This window comes from Aneurinibacillus sp. XH2 (assembly GCF_001439585.2).
Lineage (GTDB): Bacteria > Bacillota > Bacilli > Aneurinibacillales > Aneurinibacillaceae > Aneurinibacillus > Aneurinibacillus thermoaerophilus.
This window is the reverse complement of sequence record NZ_CP014140.1, coordinates 3,207,809-3,228,533: the sequence shown is the minus strand read 5'-3', so window position 1 is coordinate 3,228,533 and position 20,725 is coordinate 3,207,809. Positions and strand designations below refer to the sequence as shown.

16 protein-coding genes, 2 pseudogenes and 1 CRISPR repeat array are annotated in these 20,725 nt (G+C 39.8%); of the genes and pseudogenes, 15 read left to right on the top strand and 3 right to left on the bottom strand.

Annotated elements, in window-relative coordinates; genetic code table 11:
• Positions 1–14 precede the first annotated feature (14 nt).
• Entirely contained in the window at positions 15–3,356 is a 3,342-nt protein-coding gene (locus tag ACH33_RS16030) for a DEAD/DEAH box helicase family protein (RefSeq protein WP_057899903.1), read from the top strand.
• A gap of 169 nt (positions 3,357–3,525) precedes the next feature.
• On the opposite strand, the gene istB is transcribed toward ACH33_RS16030, so the two are convergent.
• Both istB and istA read right to left on the bottom strand, forming a co-directional pair.
• The gene (gene istB, locus ACH33_RS16025; protein WP_057897355.1) at positions 3,526–4,281 is read right to left on the bottom strand and encodes an IS21-like element helper ATPase IstB; all 756 of its coding nucleotides are present in this window, start codon (positions 4,279–4,281) and stop codon (positions 3,526–3,528) included.
• A complete protein-coding gene (gene istA / locus ACH33_RS16020; protein WP_057897356.1) occupies positions 4,278–5,486 on the bottom strand; it encodes an IS21 family transposase in 1,209 nt (402 codons plus the stop codon). Before istA ends, istB begins: the two co-directional genes overlap by 4 nt.
• Before the next feature lie 570 nt (positions 5,487–6,056).
• Here istA and ACH33_RS20235 point away from each other — a divergent pair.
• From ACH33_RS20235 to ACH33_RS18860, 10 genes and pseudogenes are all read left to right on the top strand, one after another.
• Entirely contained in the window at positions 6,057–6,422 is a 366-nt protein-coding gene (locus tag ACH33_RS20235; protein WP_057899902.1) for a PTS transporter subunit IIC, read from the top strand.
• Between the two features lie 39 nt (positions 6,423–6,461).
• Entirely contained in the window at positions 6,462–6,662 is a 201-nt protein-coding gene (locus ACH33_RS20230) for a hypothetical protein (RefSeq protein ID WP_335338948.1), read from the top strand.
• Entirely contained in the window at positions 6,607–6,774 is a 168-nt protein-coding gene (locus tag ACH33_RS20225) for a hypothetical protein (RefSeq protein WP_236782042.1), read from the top strand. Before ACH33_RS20230 ends, ACH33_RS20225 begins: the two co-directional genes overlap by 56 nt.
• A 124-nt stretch (positions 6,775–6,898) precedes the next feature.
• Positions 6,899–7,852 carry a DUF1835 domain-containing protein gene (locus ACH33_RS16010; RefSeq protein WP_236782037.1) on the top strand — a complete coding sequence of 318 codons (954 nt, stop codon included), beginning with the start codon at positions 6,899–6,901 and terminating at the stop codon, positions 7,850–7,852.
• A 420-nt stretch (positions 7,853–8,272) separates the two neighbouring features.
• Positions 8,273–8,530, top strand: a complete 258-nt coding sequence (locus tag ACH33_RS16005; protein WP_057899900.1) for a hypothetical protein — start codon at positions 8,273–8,275, stop codon at positions 8,528–8,530.
• Positions 8,531–8,600: 70 nt separating this feature from the next.
• Positions 8,601–8,924 carry a transposase gene (locus ACH33_RS16000; RefSeq protein ID WP_057899899.1) on the top strand — a complete coding sequence of 108 codons (324 nt, stop codon included), beginning with the start codon at positions 8,601–8,603 and terminating at the stop codon, positions 8,922–8,924.
• A complete protein-coding gene (locus ACH33_RS18870; protein WP_082706109.1) occupies positions 8,905–9,384 on the top strand; it encodes an IS3 family transposase in 480 nt (159 codons plus the stop codon). Before ACH33_RS16000 ends, ACH33_RS18870 begins: the two co-directional genes overlap by 20 nt.
• The gene (locus ACH33_RS20395) at positions 9,270–9,716 is read left to right on the top strand and encodes an integrase core domain-containing protein (protein ID WP_442854483.1); all 447 of its coding nucleotides are present in this window, start codon (positions 9,270–9,272) and stop codon (positions 9,714–9,716) included. Before ACH33_RS18870 ends, ACH33_RS20395 begins: the two co-directional genes overlap by 115 nt.
• Positions 9,717–10,003: 287 nt before the next feature.
• Positions 10,004–13,330: direct repeats of the CRISPR family, unit length 29 nt; unit sequence GTTTTATCTGAACGTAGTGGGATATAAAG.
• A gap of 73 nt (positions 13,331–13,403) precedes the next feature.
• Positions 13,404–14,236: pseudogene (locus tag ACH33_RS20610) on the top strand (IS3 family transposase).
• A gap of 35 nt (positions 14,237–14,271) precedes the next feature.
• Positions 14,272–14,379 carry a helix-turn-helix domain-containing protein gene (locus ACH33_RS18860; protein ID WP_082706208.1) on the top strand — a complete coding sequence of 36 codons (108 nt, stop codon included), beginning with the start codon at positions 14,272–14,274 and terminating at the stop codon, positions 14,377–14,379.
• Between the two features lie 100 nt (positions 14,380–14,479).
• Here ACH33_RS18860 and ACH33_RS15985 read toward each other — a convergent pair whose 3' ends face one another.
• Complete coding sequence (locus ACH33_RS15985; RefSeq protein WP_057899898.1) at positions 14,480–15,973, bottom strand: peptide MFS transporter; 1,494 nt, start codon at positions 15,971–15,973, stop codon at positions 14,480–14,482.
• Between the two features lie 358 nt (positions 15,974–16,331).
• Here ACH33_RS15985 and ACH33_RS20215 point away from each other — a divergent pair.
• From ACH33_RS20215 to cas7i, 4 genes and pseudogenes are all read left to right on the top strand, one after another.
• Positions 16,332–16,510, top strand: a pseudogene (locus ACH33_RS20215) (sugar diacid recognition domain-containing protein).
• Positions 16,511–17,278: 768 nt separating this feature from the next.
• Entirely contained in the window at positions 17,279–18,004 is a 726-nt protein-coding gene (gene cas6, locus ACH33_RS15980; protein ID WP_057899897.1) for a CRISPR-associated endoribonuclease Cas6, read from the top strand.
• 7 nt (positions 18,005–18,011) lie between these two features.
• The gene (locus tag ACH33_RS15975; RefSeq protein ID WP_057899896.1) at positions 18,012–19,838 is read left to right on the top strand and encodes a Cas8a1 family CRISPR/Cas system-associated protein; all 1,827 of its coding nucleotides are present in this window, start codon (positions 18,012–18,014) and stop codon (positions 19,836–19,838) included.
• Entirely contained in the window at positions 19,835–20,725 is an 891-nt protein-coding gene (gene cas7i / locus ACH33_RS15970; RefSeq protein ID WP_057899895.1) for a type I-B CRISPR-associated protein Cas7/Cst2/DevR, read from the top strand. The genes ACH33_RS15975 and cas7i overlap by 4 nt, the downstream gene beginning before the upstream one ends.

Sequence of the window (20,725 nt, the reverse complement as noted above, 5' to 3'; positions counted from 1 at the left end):
GGGAGGGGTGTTTGTTGCTATCCAATTTTCATTTTTTAGTAGAGAAGCCACATTATGAGAGCTTTACGAATGCCTGTCTAGAAGCCGAAAAAGCTTTGATTGTCAGCCCGGCGACGTGTGCGATTTTGACGCGCCGCGCGCTGGAACTTGCGGTAAAGTGGGTATACAGCTTTGACAGCGCCTTGAAAGCTCCTTATCAGGACAACCTTTCAAGCTTGATTCATCATCATGGATTTTTGTCGATCATTGACGAAGATTTATTACCGTTATTGCGTTACATTGTCAAACTTGGAAATGTCGCAGTTCACACGAACTCGATGATTACGAGAGAAGAAGCAATTCTTTCCCTTCACAATCTTCATCAGTTCGTCTCTTGGATTGATTATTGTTATTCCGATGAATATACTGCTGCTGACTTTGATGAATCATTGCTGCAAATCGGCGAGGAAAAGCGTGAGCGTCCGGAAGAATTAAAGGATTTATACGAACGGCTAAGCTCGAAAGACAAGCGTCTTGAAGAGATGATGAAAGAAAACGAACAGCTGCGCGCTCTTCTCACAGCCAAACGGGAAGCGAACACGAAAGAGTACGATTTCCAAGTCGATGAATCAAGCGAATTTGAAACAAGAAAGAAATATATTGACTTGGACTTGAAGCTTGCAGGCTGGGAATTTAAAAAGGATGTTGTCATTGAATACCCTGTTGTTGGCATGCCGAATCAGGAAGGAATCGGCTATGTCGATTACGTCCTTTTTGGCGACAACGGCAAACCGCTTGCGGTCATCGAAGCGAAACGAACAACCGCTGACCCGAACAAAGGAAAGCAACAGGCGAAACTATATGCCGACTGCATCGAAAAAATGTACGGCCAACGCCCGATTATTTTCTATACAAACGGTTTTGAAACGAACATTTGGGATGATCTGAACTATCCGGCGCGGAAAATTTCCGGTTTTTATAATAAAGAAGAGTTACGCTTACTGATCGATCGCCGCACAATGAATTTGCCGTTAAAAAATGTAAAAATCAATGACAATATTACAAACCGCTATTACCAAAAAGAAGCGGTTTTAGCCGTATGTGACGCCCTTGAGAAAAAACGGCGCAAAGCATTGCTTGTCATGGCGACAGGGAGCGGCAAAACACGGACGGCGATTTCGATTGTTGATGTGCTCACCCGCCACAATTGGGTGAAAAATATTTTGTTTTTAGCTGACCGCAAAACGCTTGTAACGCAAGCAAAAAATAATTTTAGTCATTTGCTGCCGAATTTAACGCTTTGTAATTTACTTGATAATAAAGATAATCCGGAAGAAAGCCGGATGGTGTTTTCGACTTATCCGACGATGATGAACGCGATTGACGAAGCGAAACGAAAAGACGGAAAACGTCTCTTTACGGTTGGGCATTTTGATTTAATTATCGTCGATGAATCTCATCGAAGCATTTATAAAAAATATCGGGCGATTTTTCACTATTTTGATGCGATGTTACTCGGGCTTACCGCAACACCGAAGGACGAAATTGACCGCAATACATATGAAGTGTTCGATTTAGAAAACGGTGTACCGACCTATGCCTATGAATTAGATCAAGCGGTTCAAGATGGATATTTAGTTGATTATCGTACGATTGAGACAAAACTAAAGTTTCTTGAAGAAGGTATTCATTATGATGACTTATCTGAGGAAGAAAAAGAACGATACGAAGAAACGTTTGATGATGAAGTAGGCGAGGATATTGACAGCGCGGCATTAAATGAATGGCTGTTTAATGACGATACGATCGATACCGTGCTTAAAAATTTGATGGAAAAAGGAATTCGCGTTGAAGGTGGAGACAAACTTGGAAAAACGATTATTTTTGCGAAAAACCATCGTCACGCGGAAAGAATTGTACAGCGCTTTGATCAATTGTTTCCTGAGTACAAAGGTGGCTTCGCACGGGTTATTGATTACAGTGTGAACTATTACCAAACGTTAATCGATGATTTTTCTGACCGCAACAAACTGCTGCAAATTGCCGTATCGGTCGATATGCTTGATACTGGAGTGGATATTCCAGAAGTTGTGAACCTTGTGTTCTTCAAGAAAGTACGCTCCAAATCAAAGTTTTGGCAAATGATTGGGCGCGGAACCCGCTTATGTAAAGACTTATTAGGAATCGATCAAGATAAAACCCACTTCCTCATTTTCGACTATTGCGGCAACTTCGAGTTTTTCCGAGAAAACCCAAAAGGGATCGAAGGAAAAGCGGTGGAAAGCTTAACGGAGCGTTTGTTTAACTCTAAAGTTGAAATCATTAAAGAACTGCAACATTTACAATATCAAGAAGAAGAGTATATTGCCCATCGCAATGAATTCATTGATGAGGTACTAGCCGAAATCAATAAGCTAAACGAAGAAAACTTCCGTGTACGCCAACATATTCAATATGTGCACAAGTTTAAAAATAGAGCCAAGTGGGACTCTTTAGCAGCGATGGATGTAAATGAGATCAAAAAATACATCTCGCCGCTCATTGTTCCGCTGAACGATGACGAATTTGCGAAACGTTTTGATTTACTTATGTACACGATTGAGTTGGCAAAACTGCAAACAAAAAATGCGACAAAGCCGATTAAAAGCGTCATCCGAACCGCCGAAGCGTTATCCAGGCTTGGTTCAATTCCTCAAGTGGTAGAACAAAAATATATCATTGAAAAAGTACAAACAGAAGAGTTTTGGAGCGAAGCTGATATTTTTGAATTAGAAACTGTTCGCGAAGCGTTACGTGATTTAGTCAAATTCCTTGAAAAAGAGACGCAAAAAATTTATTACACGAACTTTAAAGACGAAATCTTAGAAGTGAAAGAAAACGGCCCGATGTTTGATGTCAATGACCTGCAAAGCTATCGAAAAAAAGTTCACCATTACCTTCATGAACACCGTGACCAAATCGCAATTTACAAATTAAGAAACAACAAAAAGTTAACAGCCCAAGATTTAAAAGCATTAGAAGAGATTCTATGGAACGAGCTTGGCACAAAGGAAGATTATCAAAAAGAGTTTGGGGAAACACCAGTGACGAAACTTGTTCGTCAAATTGTTGGTCTTGACCCGCAAGCGGCTAATGAGGCCTTTTCCGAGTTTTTATCTAGTGAACGACTTAACATCAACCAAAGCCGCTTCGTCAAACTGATTATTGATTACTTCGTTAGAAACGGAGTCATGGATAAAAAAGTATTGCAGGAAGAACCATTTAAAACCGCAGGCGGCATTGTCGAACTTTTTAAAGATAACATGGACGATGCGCGGAAAATTATTCGCATTATCGACGAGATTAACAAGAATTCGGAAGATATTGTCGGGGCTTAGCAAAAGCGTGCTTGTAGTATCTAATATTAAGTCGGTTGGGTTTTACTAACACCTAAAAAGGCAAAATACATTTGACAATTAACAATAAATACGATTATTCCCTCAGTACTGTCAAGGCCGGCTATAACTTCCCCAAAATCGCCGTTTTAAAATTCCCCAGAAGGGCTCCTCACGAACCCTTCTGTTTTCGTGATGCAGCCTTCTTTTCCCGTAATCTGTAGCTTTCACCTTTCATGTTAAAGATACGAGAATGATGCAGAAGTCGATCCAACATCGCTGTCGCAATAACTGGATCTCCCAATACTTCTCCCCATTCACCAAATGACTTGTTGGAGGTCATGATGATAGAACCACGTTCATAGCGGCGAGAGATGACTTGAAAAAGATAGTGGGCACTTCCGTGCTCTAGATGCATATAACCCATCTCATCCACAATGAGTAAACTTGGCTTTACGAATGTGCGAAGCTTTTTCTCCAACTTTCCTTCTTGGTCCGCTTTTCGTAACTGGGAGATTAGCTCCTGTGCTGTAATGAAATATACCTTATGCCCTTGTCCAATTGCCTCAAGAGCGATGGAAACGGCAAGATGTGTTTTCCCAATGCCGGGAGGACCAAGAAAGATGAGGTTCTCTTTGTGTTTCAAGAATGAAAGGGTCATCAATTCTCGAATACGCCGTTCATCTACAGAAGTCTGCACAGAGAAGTCAAACTCGTCCAACGTTTTGCGAAACGGTAGTTTCGCCAACTTGAGTAACGTTTCCGTTGTACGTTGATGCTTCTGCGCAATTTCTGCTTCTAGAAGGCTGAATAAAAACGCAGAGTATGGTACATTATTCTTGGCAGCTTGTTCTGCTGCTTCCGACCACATATCGCATATGGTCGGTAAATTTAATCTTTGACAGTACTCTTCGATTTTCTCCATCATGACATCTCACCTCCGGTGAGCTCGTCATATTCAGAAAGCGAACGAGTATGTACCTCAAAATGAGAAGCGGGTTGAGAGCGGCCAACTCCAATGTCCTGTTTCTCATTTTGCTTTTGCGGAAGGAAAATCACGTTCTCGTGAAGCTGTTTGCACGAGATGCGCACTCCTTGATAGTAGGCTGTCACTTGTCCATCTAGGGACTCTTTGACCAGTATCTCTTTTTGTGAGTACTCTGGATCCACAATCCATTTCACGCCACGATAGGAGAACGTCCCGTCGAAATGCGTCTTGCGATAGGAACGATAACTTGTGTCATAGTCCGCTTTCTGGAGAATCGGCTGAAGCTTTTCTTCTGCCCAACGCTCTTGCGGAGAAACCCCTGTCGTATCGTTTTTCTTGCGGTTTCCAACGCGATCCAGCCATCGAAGAAGCTGTTGGTTCAGATCCTCTACCGAATCGTAAGATGTCCCTACATAGAATGAATTTATAATGTACTGAATGGCTCGCTCTACTTTGCCCTTTGTTTGAGCCCTGTAGGGCTTACAAGCCTTCGGAGTGAAGGAGTAGTAAGAGGCAAACTCCGCAAATCGTTCATTCCACTTCACCACACCTTGTTCCCGTCCATCTGTCACAGTCTTCATGTTGTCAAACAAGATATGTTGCGGAACACCGCCAAAATACTTGAAACTATGAATGAGACACTGCATCAAGTGCTCCTGGTCTTGAGACGTTGTCACTTCTGCATACTTCATTCTGGAGTATCCTAATACGGCAACGAACATTGTCAGCTTGACTGGTTCGCCATGTAGGATCACGGTGCCAATTTCTTTCCAGTCTACCTGCATCTGTTCTCCAGGCAACGTTTCATACCGTACGGTATACTTCGCTCTATGCGTATCCCGAAAGGGCTTGATGTAGTCTTTCAGGATCGTTCTTCCCCCTGTATAACCAAGGCTCTGGATTTCTCCATACAGTTTCTCGCTGTTAAACACACCATCTTCTATCATGCGTTTATGCAAGTAGTCTTTATAGCGGTCTAGTTTACTTCCTCGGCTCGTTCGTTTCTTTTTCAAAGGCGGGGAGTTTTCCCCAAGATACTTACGAACTGTTTTTCGATCAATCCCCAACTGCCGGGCAATGTCAGAGATAGACATTCCTTTCCGGTATAACTCCTTGATCATAAAAAATTCCCCTCTCGTAATCATGAACCATAGCTCCTCTCAGATGTCTATGGTTCTTATTGTAGGTTGGGGAATTTTATTCCGGCTATATTGGGGATTTTATCATCGGCTTTAACAGTACAGGAGCTTACAAATTTTCTTAAAGCGCTTAAAAGTGAATCACCTTATGTATTATTGTCCGAAACACACATTGGAAATTTACAAGGTTTCACGAAAAAATGTCACGAAATGAATATATTTCTACGAATGAAATGATAACAGAATTGTTTGATTGTGGAATAAAAAGGGTTACAACGAGTCATCCTGCTCTTTGGAAAACAAAATAGCTTATACGGGTTATGTGAATAAGCGAAACCCTACAGAGCTCTAGTCGTTGTTAAGCTAGGTTTTTGTAGGGTTTTTTGTTTTTTTAGGAGGTGAGTGTTATTTATGTAGTCGTTTAATTACGAATGTTTACGACAAATAAGGAGGAGGGGCTCAAATGACAATGATCGAATCGTTAATACAATTAGGACCTTCTGTGATGATGCCGATCATTTTCTTTATTCTTGAATTGTTTTTCAAGTAAAGATTGGTCAAGCTTTTAAAGCAGCGATGTTAATTGAGATTGGGTTTGTAGGAATTAATTTAGTCATTGGCTTATTACTAGATATTCTTGATCTTGCCGCAGAATCAATGGTTAACCGTTTTGAGCTAAAGTTAACCGTTGCTGATCCCGGATGGCCAGTCGGTGCTACGATCGGTTGGGGAACTCCGATTGTTCCGTTTGTTGTTTTTGGAGCGATTATTTTAAATGTAATTCTATTATTGTTAAAGCTTACGAAAACTGTAAACATTGATATTTTTAATTATTGGCATTTCATGCTGACAGGCGGCGTTGTGCACACTGTGACAAATAGCATCACGATATCTGTAATCGCTTCTTTGCTTCCCTTCTATATTGGACTGGACACCACCTGACTAGTTGGAAATCCAGCTGTATTAGCAACAGGATTACTACTGATTCCAGGAACGCTTGTTTTAGCTGTGTTTCTCCCAGGAAACAAAGTCCTTCCATTTGTCGACTTAGCGTCGCTTATCTTTCTCGTACCAATGGCGGTTCCTTATTTAAAGAAAAAATTAATTCGTTTTTTTATCCGGTATAGTGATTATATTATATGCAGGAAGTTCAATTGCCCCTTTTTATACAAAAACAGCTGAAATGGTGAACGTAACTTTGCCAGAAAATCTTCAATCTGCAACTGATACTGATCATATCCCTTTTTTGAAAATGATGGATAATTATTACATATCCCCTGATCTTATATTATAATACATATGATAGTTTTTGCGATATAGAAAGGAATGATAAAACAATGATAGAAAATCTAAAGAAAATAATAGATGATTTGCCAGAAAAAGAAGCGAAAACATTGTTGTACCATATATTCTTGAGAATGAATCTGGTGGAAGAAACGCAATACAGCCAAGAACAATTTTTTACTGATATGAGCAAGACATATAAGCAAATTCTGAATTACAAAGTCAATCAGATGCATAACAAAGAAAACAAGCCATACAAAAAAGTACATATTATTTTTGGTGTTTCTGCTTCTGGATCTCTACGAATGGTACTTAAGGAGTCAGGGGTAAGTGGAGAAGAGAAAGTGATTACGTTTTCTGACCTGTTTTCTATTGGTCCTGTATGGCAATTGCACACTGAAGAAGGCAGGGAGGCGAGAAAAGAGTGGTTTACAGAGCATTTTCGCTACAGCGAAGGAGACAGCACGCATTATATGCAGCACTTTCAAACCGCCCTCAATGAAATTTACTCGATTCCTTCGGATGTGCCCGTCACAATTTGGACAGGAGAAAACGCCCATGAGCAAACTGGACTCCGATTCGTTTTGTATCTGTTAAGAGAGAAAATAAATACGATTACTATTATTAATACTGCAGAAGCCTATAAACAGCATTTCAATCGACAGGATACTAGGTCTTTATATACAGGGGAAATTAGCACGGAACGATTGCAGACTATATATGATGAAATAGATAGGCTCATTCAGCCACTAACAATTCAGAACCGGGACAGGCTTGTTGAAGAATGGCTTCGTCTTGCTGATACGCGGGAAGTATTGCGTATTTGGAAAAATGGATGCGTGGAGAGTGTTACAGAAGAGTGGTGTGACTCATATATTATCCAGGCGGCTCAGAAGTTTCATAACAAGCAGAAGCAAAAAAATTTCATGAAAGCAGCGAGAGTGATTGGAGAAGCTTTAGGGAGCCTGGAACAATATGTCGGTGATGAATTTCTGGAATATCGACTTAGAATGCTGATAAGTCAAAATGTTTTTGAAGCAATAGGCAGTTTGGAAGCTATGAGGTATTATAGCGTCCGACTGCAATAAAGAGGAAATTGGAAAATATATAAGAATTCCTTTGCTTGTAATTGTAGAAGGATTCTTTCCAAAACACCATTTATCACCAAAAAAGAGCTATGAGTATTTCACAGCTCTTTTTGTGTACATGAGGGTTTTATTTCCGTTTTCACTTAATTGATTTCTTATTCTAAAATTCTGTGATAATTTTTCAGCTACGTTTATGCAGAAACCCTACCAAAAGACCAGAATCCAGCCATGTTTTCCAAGCTTCTTACCTTCACCACAAATGGATGGCGATTTTTCAAGTAAGACTTATATAAAACATTTTTTTAAGATGAAACAGTTTAAATATTACCAAAATTACCATTATAATTATAATAAAAAGTATAGAAAACTTCCCATATAGCACTAGTGGATACCTACTACATTTTACGGAGGATTATAGCTATGGATCATCTAATTGCTTTAGATGCGTGTGCTAGTCCTAAATTAGAACGAGCAAAGCTTGAATATGAATGGGAACAATTTATTTCTGGAAACAATACAAGCCCATCCATTCGTCCCCTAATATACGATTCATGGAAACGATGTCTGGAACAAAACGTAAATCCTTTTCAAAGCAAAACATTCATCAGACTTAGTAAGGAGCAGATCGAGGAATATTTATCAACCAATCTACTATATCGTATTCTAAAACCTCTTTAGCCCCCTAGAGAAGTTGGACACTAAGGGTGTATTTTGATTACACTTATAGTGACAGAGGGGGAAGACATCAATGACAAGAAGAAAGTATTCCATTGATTTCAAAAAACAAGTGGTGAAAGAAGCGAAAGAGACCGGTAATTTAGCAGCCGTTGCCCGCCGTTATGAGTTATCCGCTAACATGGTGGGGCGCTGGAAGCGAGAGTTCGAGAGCGGAAAACATGGAGAAATTGATTTCTCTATGGTTCCGGTCCTTGATGCCGAAGAAGTTGTGAAAGAAAACGAACAACTTAAACGGTTACTTGGCGAACAGGCATTAGAACTTGCGATTTTACGTGATTTGATAATACTACCATCGAAAACGAAAAGGGCAGAACGTGGAACCAGTGAAAAGTGAGGGACGAGCCATACCGGGCTATTCCCTAAAGCAGGACGGCACAAAAGTGTCCGATGAACAGATCAAAGAATGGTTGATGGAAGGCATGGAAGGCGAAGCCTATGCCTATGGGTACCGTAAACTGACCGTCTTTTTACGTCGGACATACGGGCTTTGTATCAACAAGAAAAAAGTGTACCGATTATGCAAGGAGATGGATATTCTACGGCCACAGCGCCAAAAACGGGATTCGTACTCGAAAAAGCTGGCACGAAACCGCATTATTACCGGCTCGAATCAATTGTTTGAAACGGACATTAAATACGGGTATATCGAGAAGACCGCTTCTTTTTCATCCAGTCCGTTCTGGACGTATATGACCGTTCGGTCATTGCGTATCATATGGGTCTGTCCTGTGAGGCAAAGGATGCGAGTCGTACGATACAACAGGCATTATTTAAACGGCAATTATTTGGAATAGATACGCTTCCCGTTCTTCGTTCCGATAATGGCCCGCAGTTTACGTCTCATCATTTTACACAAGCATGTGAAACGTTTGGAATTGTTCATGAGCGTATTCCGCCACGAACACCGAATATGAATGGGCACATCGAAGCGTTTCATCGCATCCTGGAAGATGAATGTCTGGCACGTTATGAGTTTATGTCCTATGCAGAGTCGTATCAAGTTGTAACAGATATCCGCTTTTATAACGAGAGACGAATCCATTCGAGCATTTGCGATTTAGCTCCACAAGAGTTTTATGCGCTCCAAACAGAACGTAAGTTCGTAATTAGAGAAGTGCGAGTATAAGCGAGGAATTTTACGAAAAAGGATGAATAAGGTTGTTTGTGTCCAAGTAATGGGGGTTAATCCGAAACCAATACTTGTGAATTTAATTTAGAAGAGAATGGGTAGTTTGCAGTGAAGATAGTTTTTGGTAGAATAAGCACAAAGCCTTGTGTGATAAGGTTTTCGTGCTTTTTTTTATAGAGTATGAAAATAGAATTGCCGGTTTACTGCAAAAAATGATTTTTGGTTGATTTGTTGGAACGTGAAAGGTTTGAGAAATAAAGGATTTTGGCTGCTTGGTTTTTAGGGTTTTATCTGAACGTAGTGGGATATAAAGACGCCCTGCCAAGCGAAGTATAATTAAACAAATTCTTGTTTTATCTGAACGTAGTGGGATATAAAGAGTGAACGAAGTAAGTCATACTGCTTCTGTGCATTAGTTTTATCTGAACGTAGTGGGATATAAAGTCGCTTCGTTCCGCTACCGCTCCACTTCGCTCGGCGGTTTTATCTGAACGTAGTGGGATATAAAGGATTCACGTGGTGCAAATATTCCAATGTACTCAATGTGTTTTATCTGAACGTAGTGGGATATAAAGCTTTCAGCGCCTTTGCTTCAGCATCCATCGTTTTAAGTTTTATCTGAACGTAGTGGGATATAAAGATTAGTGGTATTGTTGGGGCGGGCGTTGTGTCCGCCGTTTTATCTGAACGTAGTGGGATATAAAGTTGTAAACGTCTTTTTCGTAACTGGGCCGTTATACTTGTTTTATCTGAACGTAGTGGGATATAAAGTCTCTCCCGTCTGAGCAAACGGGGGGAACTACGACTACAGTTTTATCTGAACGTAGTGGGATATAAAGTGACATCATTATACTATACTACAGTCATGAAATCAATGTTTTATCTGAACGTAGTGGGATATAAAGTTGGGTGGCTTCCGAACTCGCCCTTCCAAACTTCTGAGGTTTTATCTGAACGTAGTGGGATATAAAGTTTCGTTTTTCATACGATTTTTCTAGTTTGGATTCGTATGTTTTATCTGAACGTAGTGGGATATAAAGTATATATTGCGCGTCTCACCAACTTTAACCGACTTCGTTTTATCTGAACGTAGTGGGATATAAAGTATCCTCGCTGGCGCTCCGGTACCGTTGACGAGCGCCGTTTTATCTGAACGTAGTGGGATATAAAGTTTTCTTTGCCTTGGGACGCATATTTCTTGCTCTCTATGTTTTATCTGAACGTAGTGGGATATAAAGTAGAAAGAATTGGATTGAAAAAAAATATCGCTGCACAGTTTTATCTGAACGTAGTGGGATATAAAGGAAGTTCGGATATGATTTCATATTTGTCTGTCAGTCTGGTTTTATCTGAACGTAGTGGGATATAAAGGGTGATGGTTCTCCTGACCCGACTGACTGGGGGAAAAGTTTTATCTGAACGTAGTGGGATATAAAGGGCTATGTGGTTCTTGGGATTTATCGTGGCTAGTTGTGTTTTATCTGAACGTAGTGGGATATAAAGGTTTTTTTATGGAAGGAGGTGAATGTGTGGGTAGGAAGGTTTTATCTGAACGTAGTGGGATATAAAGTCAGCCAACCTTTTTCTGTTATGTTCACCCACTCACCCGTTTTATCTGAACGTAGTGGGATATAAAGTGCTCACGGTGGGTTGCTGTTGCTCATTTCGATTCTGTTTTATCTGAACGTAGTGGGATATAAAGAAAGACAAAAGCCAAATAAACGAAACAAACGGCATAGTTTTATCTGAACGTAGTGGGATATAAAGGGGAACTGGTTTTTTAGTCCATCTTTGAGAATGTGCGTTTTATCTGAACGTAGTGGGATATAAAGGTGCTTACTGCGGGCGGCTTCATGCGTCTTGCCCGGTTTTATCTGAACGTAGTGGGATATAAAGCTGGAAGGGTATATCATACCGGTGAGCAGTATTATTGTGTTTTATCTGAACGTAGTGGGATATAAAGGGGCTTGAAAATGTCCATACGCAAGTTGGCTTTAACTGTTTTATCTGAACGTAGTGGGATATAAAGTTTTCTTTGCCCTGGGACGCTTATTTTCTTTTGGGCAGTTTTATCTGAACGTAGTGGGATATAAAGGAAGAGACATAGCCCTATCGGATACAATTTCCACTGTAGTTTTATCTGAACGTAGTGGGATATAAAGGCTTGAGTGATATGGTATCAAGGAAGCAAACTGACCGTTTTATCTGAACGTAGTGGGATATAAAGTTTTCTTTGCCCTGGGACGCGTATTTTCTTTTGAGGTTTTATCTGAACGTAGTGGGATATAAAGAATTCGCCCTTCCAGACTGCTGAGTTTCGTGATGCTGTGAGTTTTATCTGAACGTAGTGGGATATAAAGTTTATATAGCCCAAATACATTTGCGGGCAGGTCGCAAGTTTTATCTGAACGTAGTGGGATATAAAGTTGTCCATATTTGTTGTATATTTCGATACGTGGCTCAGTTTTATCTGAACGTAGTGGGATATAAAGTTTTCATTCCTAAACGAAACCCACCTAATCCTGCAAAAGTTTTATCTGAACGTAGTGGGATATAAAGGGGAATCATGTATTCTTCCTCCTTTTTGTCCGTAATCTTGTTTTATCTGAACGTAGTGGGATATAAAGAAGAACGGCGAGACGGGGCAGGGAAGCTGCTCTCAAAGTTTTATCTGAACGTAGTGGGATATAAAGGAGATTGAAGCGGGCAACATTTTTCTTCCTGACCCGTTTTATCTGAACGTAGTGGGATATAAAGCTGCTGAACCTGGTTTAGATACTTCTATTTCTAAAGTTTTATCTGAACGTAGTGGGATATAAAGATGGATATTGAGTTTTGAGTTTGGTCACTTTTAACTCGTTTTATCTGAACGTAGTGGGATATAAAGTCAACTGCATCTTTCGGCAGTTTTTCGCAGAAAGCAGTTTTATCTGAACGTAGTGGGATATAAAGGGGCTTGAAAATGTCCATACGCAAGTTGGCTTTAACGTTTTATCTGAACGTAGTGGGATATAAAGAAATAACAGGGTTCATTTCTCGCCACTCTTCAGGAGTTTTATCTGAACGTAGTGGGATATAAAGACCGTTCGCAACAACTATTGCCGGGTCAGGAAAATGAGTTTTATCTGAACGTAGTGGGATATAAAGTCATTACATTGTCTTTGACCGTCCCATTTCCTTTAACAAGTTTTATCTGAACGTAGTGGGATATAAAGTAGAATATGAAGGGGAAGAAGTTTACACCTGCTGGCAGTTTTATCTGAACGTAGTGGGATATAAAGTCAAAAGCTGAAAGAACATATTGAGATTTCCCACGAAGAGTTTTATCTGAACGTAGTGGGATATAAAGAGGCAAACTGAACGGAAACTTCGTAGTGAAAAGCGTCTGTTTTATCTGAACGTAGTGGGATATAAAGTTGAGAGGATTTTTTAAACATAAAATCACAACGTAGTTTTATCTGAACGTAGTGGGATATAAAGGCTACTTCGTCCGACTCTACTCCTAGCGATTCGTATGGTTTTATCTGAACGTAGTGGGATATAAAACAACTGTGAGCAAATACGGCAATTCACGAAATACCTGTTTTATCTGAACGTAGTGGGATCTAAATCAAACTACTAAGATATCTAATCTGATGTTAGACTAAAAAGTGGACACACATTATGTATACATGAGTTGTTCGTATGAGAAGACAATATGATGAAGAATTCAAACGCCAAACCGCTCGCTATATTATATGAAGAGGGGAAGGGTGTCATTCAAGTAGCGGGAGAGTTGCAAATTAGTAAAAATACATGAATAACTGGGTGAAGAAGTATAAACAAGAACCTGAGATAGCAAGCAGAAATTCCGAAGAGAAAATCACCAGCTCTCCGAGCTTCAAAAGCGAATTCGTGACCTAGAAGAAGAAAATGCTATTTTTAAAAAAGGCCATGCACATCTTCGTCAAAGACCAGCGATAATTTTTGCCTTTATTCATCAACATCGCCACACGTTTCGGGTGGAGAAGATGTGCCGGGTGTTTCAAGTTTCCCGAAGCGGATATTACGTACATTCCTACTCGCGAAGGCTGGCTTTATTTAGCCAGTGTGATGGATTTATATTCCCGTAATCGTAGGATGGCACGTAGATAGCCAGATGACGAAAGAGCTTGTCCTTCAGGCACTGGATTGAGCTTATATCCGTCAAAAACCGAAGGGTACTGTTCTCCATCATTCCGATCGAAGCAGTCAGTATGTTTCAAAAGAATATCAGGCACGCCTTATACGATACGGCATGCGTTGCAGTATGAGTTGAAAGGGAAACTGTTACGATAACGCTTGTATTGAGTCCTTTCATGGCATTCTCAAACGAGAGTTCATCTACCAGCAGACATATATATAGAACAAGAGAAAAAGCCAAGAAAAGCTTATTTGAGTATACTAAAATTTTTTACAACAATAAACGGATTCATTCGGCAACAGAGTACTTTTCGCCTTCTGAATACGAACGTATGTACTTCAAGAAAACAGCCTAGTTTAAAAGTTTTTGTGTCTACTTTATTGACCTAATATCAGCCATCTTTGTTCAGACCAAGTAGACAGAGTCTACCTCTCAACATCGGAGAAACTGTGTAAAGTGTTAGACATCGATATTCAGGAGTTAATTGAGGTGGAGTAATCCTCTCACTATAGAAATCTGTGGTAGTGAAGAAAAAGTTACGAAAAAAATTTTTAAGCCGTGTTTGGTAAATCCTCAACGGTCGCTTGTAAATAAAAGTTTACTTTACACCTTTCATATAGCCTTCAATTTTTGGCGATAGCGCGAAGAGGAGAATGCCAAAGAGAATGGCTGCTCCGCCAATGAAGCCAAAGTAAATCATTTCGGTCTTAGGTGTATAAAATTTGACAATTTGCGCATTAATCGCTTGCGCGGCGGCATTGGATAAAAACCATAAGCTCATCGTTTGCGCCGAGAAGGCGGCAGGTGCTAATTTTGTAGTAGCCGATAGCCCTACAGGTGACAAGCATAATTCTCCAAATACAACAATTAAATAGCTAAGAACGAGCCATAACGGGTTCACTAATGAATCGTCGCCGCCAAAGTAAGCTGGCAAAAGAATGACAATGTATGATAAGCCTGCGAACAACAAGCCTAAAGAGAACTTTTTAGGTATCGATGGCTGACGGCTTCCGAGCTTCACCCATAACCAGGCAAACACAGGGGCGAACAGGATAATAAATAACGGGTTTAACGATTGAAACCAAGCAGGCGAAATATGGATTCCTGCAAAGTCTAATTGTGTGCGTTTATCCGCGTAATTGGCAAGGATGGTCGATCCTTGCTCTTGAATAGCCCAGAACATCACGGAAGCGATAAATAACGGAATATAAGCAATAACACGTGAACGCTCTATTGCTGTTGTTTTAGGGCTACGGTACATAACAATGAAATAAATCGCTGGAATTACGATGCCGAGAATTCCCACAAGAGCAATAAAGGTATCAAATGTCAGCAGATTCATTGAAATTGCGATAACGATCAAGACAGCAATAAGAGCGGCCCCAACGCCAATCAAGGTGAAAACTTTTTTCTTTTCGGCCGGTGACAGAGGATTTGCCACAAATGTACCGGCAAGGCCAAGATTTTTTTTCTTGGTGAAAATAAAAGCTAACAATCCTAAAAACATGCCGACAGCGGCGATACTGAAACCTAAGTGGAAGTTGTATTTCATTCCTACCGTTCCCACAATTAATGGAGCAAGGAATCCGCCAAGGTTGATTCCCATGTAGAAAATGCTGAATCCCGCATCGCGACGATTGTCTTCTTCGCTGTAAATATCCCCTACAATGCTGGAAACGTTAGGCTTCAGCAACCCTGTGCCAAGCACGATCAAGACCATGGAAACGAAGAACATCGTTATGTTTCCAGGTATCGCCAAAGCAATATGACCAAACATAATTAATATTCCACCGTAAAACACGGCTTTAGAAGTACCAAATATTCTGTCAGCCAGCCAGCCGCCGATGATACTCGACATATACACTAGCGATCCGTAAATCGACATAATAGCAAGAGCAGTGGTTTCATCAAGCCCCAATCCGCCTTTTGATACTTCATAATACATATAGAAAACGAGGATTGCCCTCATTCCGTAATACGAGAAGCGTTCCCAAAATTCGGTAAAGGAAAGGGTGAACAGCCCCTTAGGATGGCCAAAAAAGCCTTGTTGAGGAACGCTTGAAACAATTTTCTGCTTGTTTGAATTTGACATAAAACAACCTCCTTTATTCAACTATAATAATTTTTCTTTTCTATATTGACAAAATATTTTTAAATGAATGAGATGGAAATATATGTAATACTTAATTAATTTTAAAGTAAATAATTAAGTAAAGTCAATAATATTTTTTTAGAATAATAAGTTAATTATGGTGGAATAGATATTATTTCCTTTAGGAGTTTAAAAAGGACTTATGATTTCATCTTATTGGCGAAATGCCGGCATCGGTGCGATAGTCGTTCTACAATCGTGATGATAAAAACAAGCATTTATAAAAATTGTGAAGAAGAAGGGAGAAGCGTTGTATCCATTTACGAAAGAGCTAGCGCAAGAAATCGTCGAACGGACGATGGAAATTTTAGGGGGAAATATTAACGTGATGAACCGAGAAGGGTCATTATTGGCTTTGGCGATAAAGAGAGAATCGGCGATGTTCATGAGGGAGCATTGTTAGTACCAAAGGAGAATAAGACCGTTGAAATTGACGAACGGGCCGTAACATTTTTTGGGCGTACAAGAAAAATCTAATAATTATCAAATAGGAGTTTCGTAGGTCATATGTACATGGATTATTAATAAAGTTTTATTCGTCACTCTATCTAACATATCTAACATAAAAAAATGAGGGTGACTCCATGGCTATCAAGTTAAGGTTCAAAAGCTTTTAGTTTTTGAACCTTTTATCTATTCTTTATCTATAATCACTATTTTTCTCCATGCCAAAGAGCCCCCTATCTGTTATCCACCAACCTATCGCGAATCAACTTGGCAACGCTTCTGAAATCTTAAGAGGACTTTTCTTATTATATCTCTTTGATTTTTTACCATTTTTCCTCATGAGATCATACAGATCATCGAAAAAGGCCGTGATTTTTTCATATGTTTCAAACATGTGGAGATAAATACTGGGTAACGCTTCTTTCACATTCATTTACATGTTCAGAAGAAAAAATTTGTTTAAACGTATGTAAAAAAGGTATCCAATCTATTTCTTGAGACGATAATGCAGGGAAAGGCAAAGTAAAGACTACTTTTATTTTCAGATTCACAATGAATAAGGATGGTCATTTTTTGTCTTTTTATATCATGTTTTTAACTTGATGGCTAGCTTGTAGACCTGTCTGGAAGTTAGACTTTGTCTACAAGCTGTAATCAGTACAAAGAACCTCTTGTGCTGATTTTTTTATGATAAAATTAGGTAAAATATACTTGATTTGTTAGTCCTGTGAGAGTATATTAAAGTTAATAAGAATTCAAATATAGAAAATACAACTTTTAAAAGAAAGGGAGGGGAATATGCGGATCGTTTTTTCTCTAAAAACAAAAGTCATACCTATTTCCTATCGGATGATTATTGTCTCTCTTGTCAAAGAATGCCTCCAGCAAGCGAATGAAAAGTACTATCGAAAGCTATATGAAACAAATCAGGCTGTTTTAAAGCCGTTTACATTTGCGCCGTACTTAAAAAACTTTCGCTTTGCGGAAGATGAGATCTATCTTGATGAATTGGTTCTTACTTTTAGCTCTCCGGATTTTGAATTTATGCTCCATTTTTATAACGGCCTGCGGAAAGTGTCCTGGTTCCGATATAAACAATATGAGTTTATTCGGGGACGTGTTCGGATGCTACCAGAACAAACGATTCGTAATCGATCAATTATTGTAAAGACGCAGTCACCGCTTCTCATTGAAGATGAAAATCGGAAGCCGGTTTCGCCTGAACGACCGGAATTCGCCAAACATTTTGCGTACATGGCAGATACCATTTTACGTGAATATAGAGGAAAAGGACTGCGGGAGTCTTTGATTGTTACGCCATTGGCAATGCAAAAAAAGGTTATTAAAGAATCCAATCATGTATTTACGGAAACACATGGTCCGAATCGCTATCTTTATTTCACAACATATCAGGGACAATTAAGACTGGAAGGACATCCGGAAGATTTGCAGTTGCTGTATCAGTTGGGCATGGGGAAAAGAAGAGGGCAAGGGTTTGGACTTGTAGATGTAATAAGGGGATGAGAAATGTATGGTACTTCGCTTGTATGCAAGTGATTGGCTGATGTCGATGGCGTTGGTCGGATTGCAGCGATTGTACATATATGGTGAAAAACACAACATAATTCCTGACGAACACAGGGGGACTGTTCGTGAAACAGACAGTGGACTGGAAATAGAGCCTGTTGCGTTAGGATATCTTCCGCAAATCTTTTTTTCCTACCTCATTGATGAATATAGCGTGGCTGAACGAGACTACGAACGATTGAAGAACAATCTAAAATACGGAAAAAATAAAGAGCGTTTCTCAGATGCTTTGGCATCTATTAAGAAAACAATCGCTGACTCCACTAAGAAAATTCTCAAATATTTCACAGACACTCCGGCAGAAGCTGCTTTGCAGGACATCCAGAACCGCCTCAAAGAAATAAAACACCACGATCAACTAGAAGAATTACAAATATGCATCCATGATTATTATAACGTAGTAAAACAGAAAGAAATTAACGACAAGCTGACGTTGAATTATTTCAAGAGCGTTATCTTATCTCCGTTTTTTGGACAACCCTCTTTTCTTAATGTAGCCAAAAATAGCCTCGATTTATCAGGGCATATTGATTTGTTTTATAAAGACTATGTGTTACCTGTACAAAATGATATTCAGCTATTAGAAGTTATTAACAAGACGGAAACAGGGGAGGATGTGCTGGCATTTCTTGATGAACATGCGGATTACTCGCCGTTTCGTACATTGAAAAAGGCATGGAAGAAAAAAGACATTATATTTATACGCAATTATATGAAAGAAGAAGTGCCGGAATGTACATTAGCCGCGGGACAGCCTGCTTTTCAAAATTTTGAAGAGATGATGTTTTCGCCGCTGGGGGTATCTAGTAAGAATGCAGCTAACTTCTTCTGGGATTTAGAGAAGAACCGTGCTTTGCCTATTTCTTCGCTGGCAAAATTGGTGCTTTTTTGTGTGCCGCTAGGGGCAACGATGTATTACCGAAAAGACGGGTTTGATGATCAGGGCGAGGTGCGATTGTATGCGGGATTTGTGCATACAGATGAAAAGTTTAAAGAAATTTTTCAGAAAAATGAACATTTTAAACAGTTGAAAAAACAGTCACAGTCATTTGAAAAGATTGTGAGCCGCCTAGTTCGAGGTATTAGAAAAGAAAGTGAATATATTATGCAACATCTGTTTTTTCTTGAAATGTCGGCTAATTATCAAAGTAAACGAACGTTGCTTGATTACTATCATATTCCACACTATTTGGCGAAATATTTTCAAGAGTACGGGGAGAAATTGGAGCATATTTCGCCATACGAATATCGGGAACATTTTATCCGAAATGCTTTGCAGGGAATGGATACGAAGCATGTTATCTTTAAGTACTTGCGGCATGTTATCAAAAAAGGTGGTTCCGGGCTTGGGGTATATATTGCGGTAAGAGAACGGCATAGAATTGAATGCTATAAGAGAGGAGAGAAGGATATGAAAAAGCAGGATAATCGGGTTGCGGCATTTTTTAATAGTGGACGTGACATTCGCAAAGCATTTGAGCAAGCGGGAAAAGCCCGAGAAAGCGAAGATACATACAGTGCCAGTGCAGGAAAGAAAGTGGCCGGAATTGCGTATCGTCTGTTGAATGCAACGAAAGCGAACAATAAAGATAGTTTTATGGACACGCTGTTGCGTGTGTATATGTCAGTAGATAAGCCGGTGCCGACTGTATTCTTACATGCGATACATGAACGAGAAATGGATTTTACGACAGCGGCTAACGCATTTATTGCCGGAATGTTGTCAAGTGAAAATGAAAAACAAAAAGATAGGGAGGAAGCAAGCGTATGACACAGGCTTTAACGATGACCATTGTGTTTGAGGGGAATTCATTGAATTACGGAGAAGGAATTGCTAACATTTCCGAATTGAAAAAGCTTCATCGTTCCAATGGGGAGGTATATTCGTTCGCTTCGCGCCAGAGTCTTCGCTATGATATAGTACGACTTGGTAACCAGTGGTATGGCTGGAATCTTGATACGGTAGCGAAAGAAAAGGGCGGTGTTGTTCAGTTTCGCAAAGATGTTACAATTAACGATTCAGTTGAAATGGATTTATTTGGTTACTTAAAAACATCACAAAAGTCAGAAAAGCGTCCGGCAGTCGTGCGCTTGAGTCACGCAATCTCGCTTGAACCGTACAGAGGGGATTTAGAGTTCCTGAATAATATGGGACTTGCGAGCCGAATTGATCAAATGCCGAATCTGGCTAATATTGAGCAGCATGCTAGTCTATATACATATACGGTAACAGTCGATTTAAGCCGTGTCGGGGTTGATGGTGAAGTAGAATTACCTAATGAACAAAAAGCAGAGAGGATGCGGCAATTTTTGGAAATATTAAAATTCTTAAATCGTGATATTCGTGGTCGTCAGGAAAGCCTCGCTCCTTTGTTTGTTATTGGCGGCGTATATAAGGCGGCGAATCCATTTTTTCTTGGCAAAGTGCAGTTGAAACAGAGCAGTGAAAAGTGGGAGATTGACACGAGGCCACTGGAATCAACAATGGAGCAAACATTTGCCGGAGAACCAGTTGGCGAGCGGACACGTATTGGTATGGTATCTGGCATATTTGGTAATGAAGAGGAATACCATACAACATTTGGGGATCGAGTCGTGTCCATTGAGGCGTTCTTTCAGCATATTCAAAAAGAAGTTGCAGCGTTTTATGGGGGATAA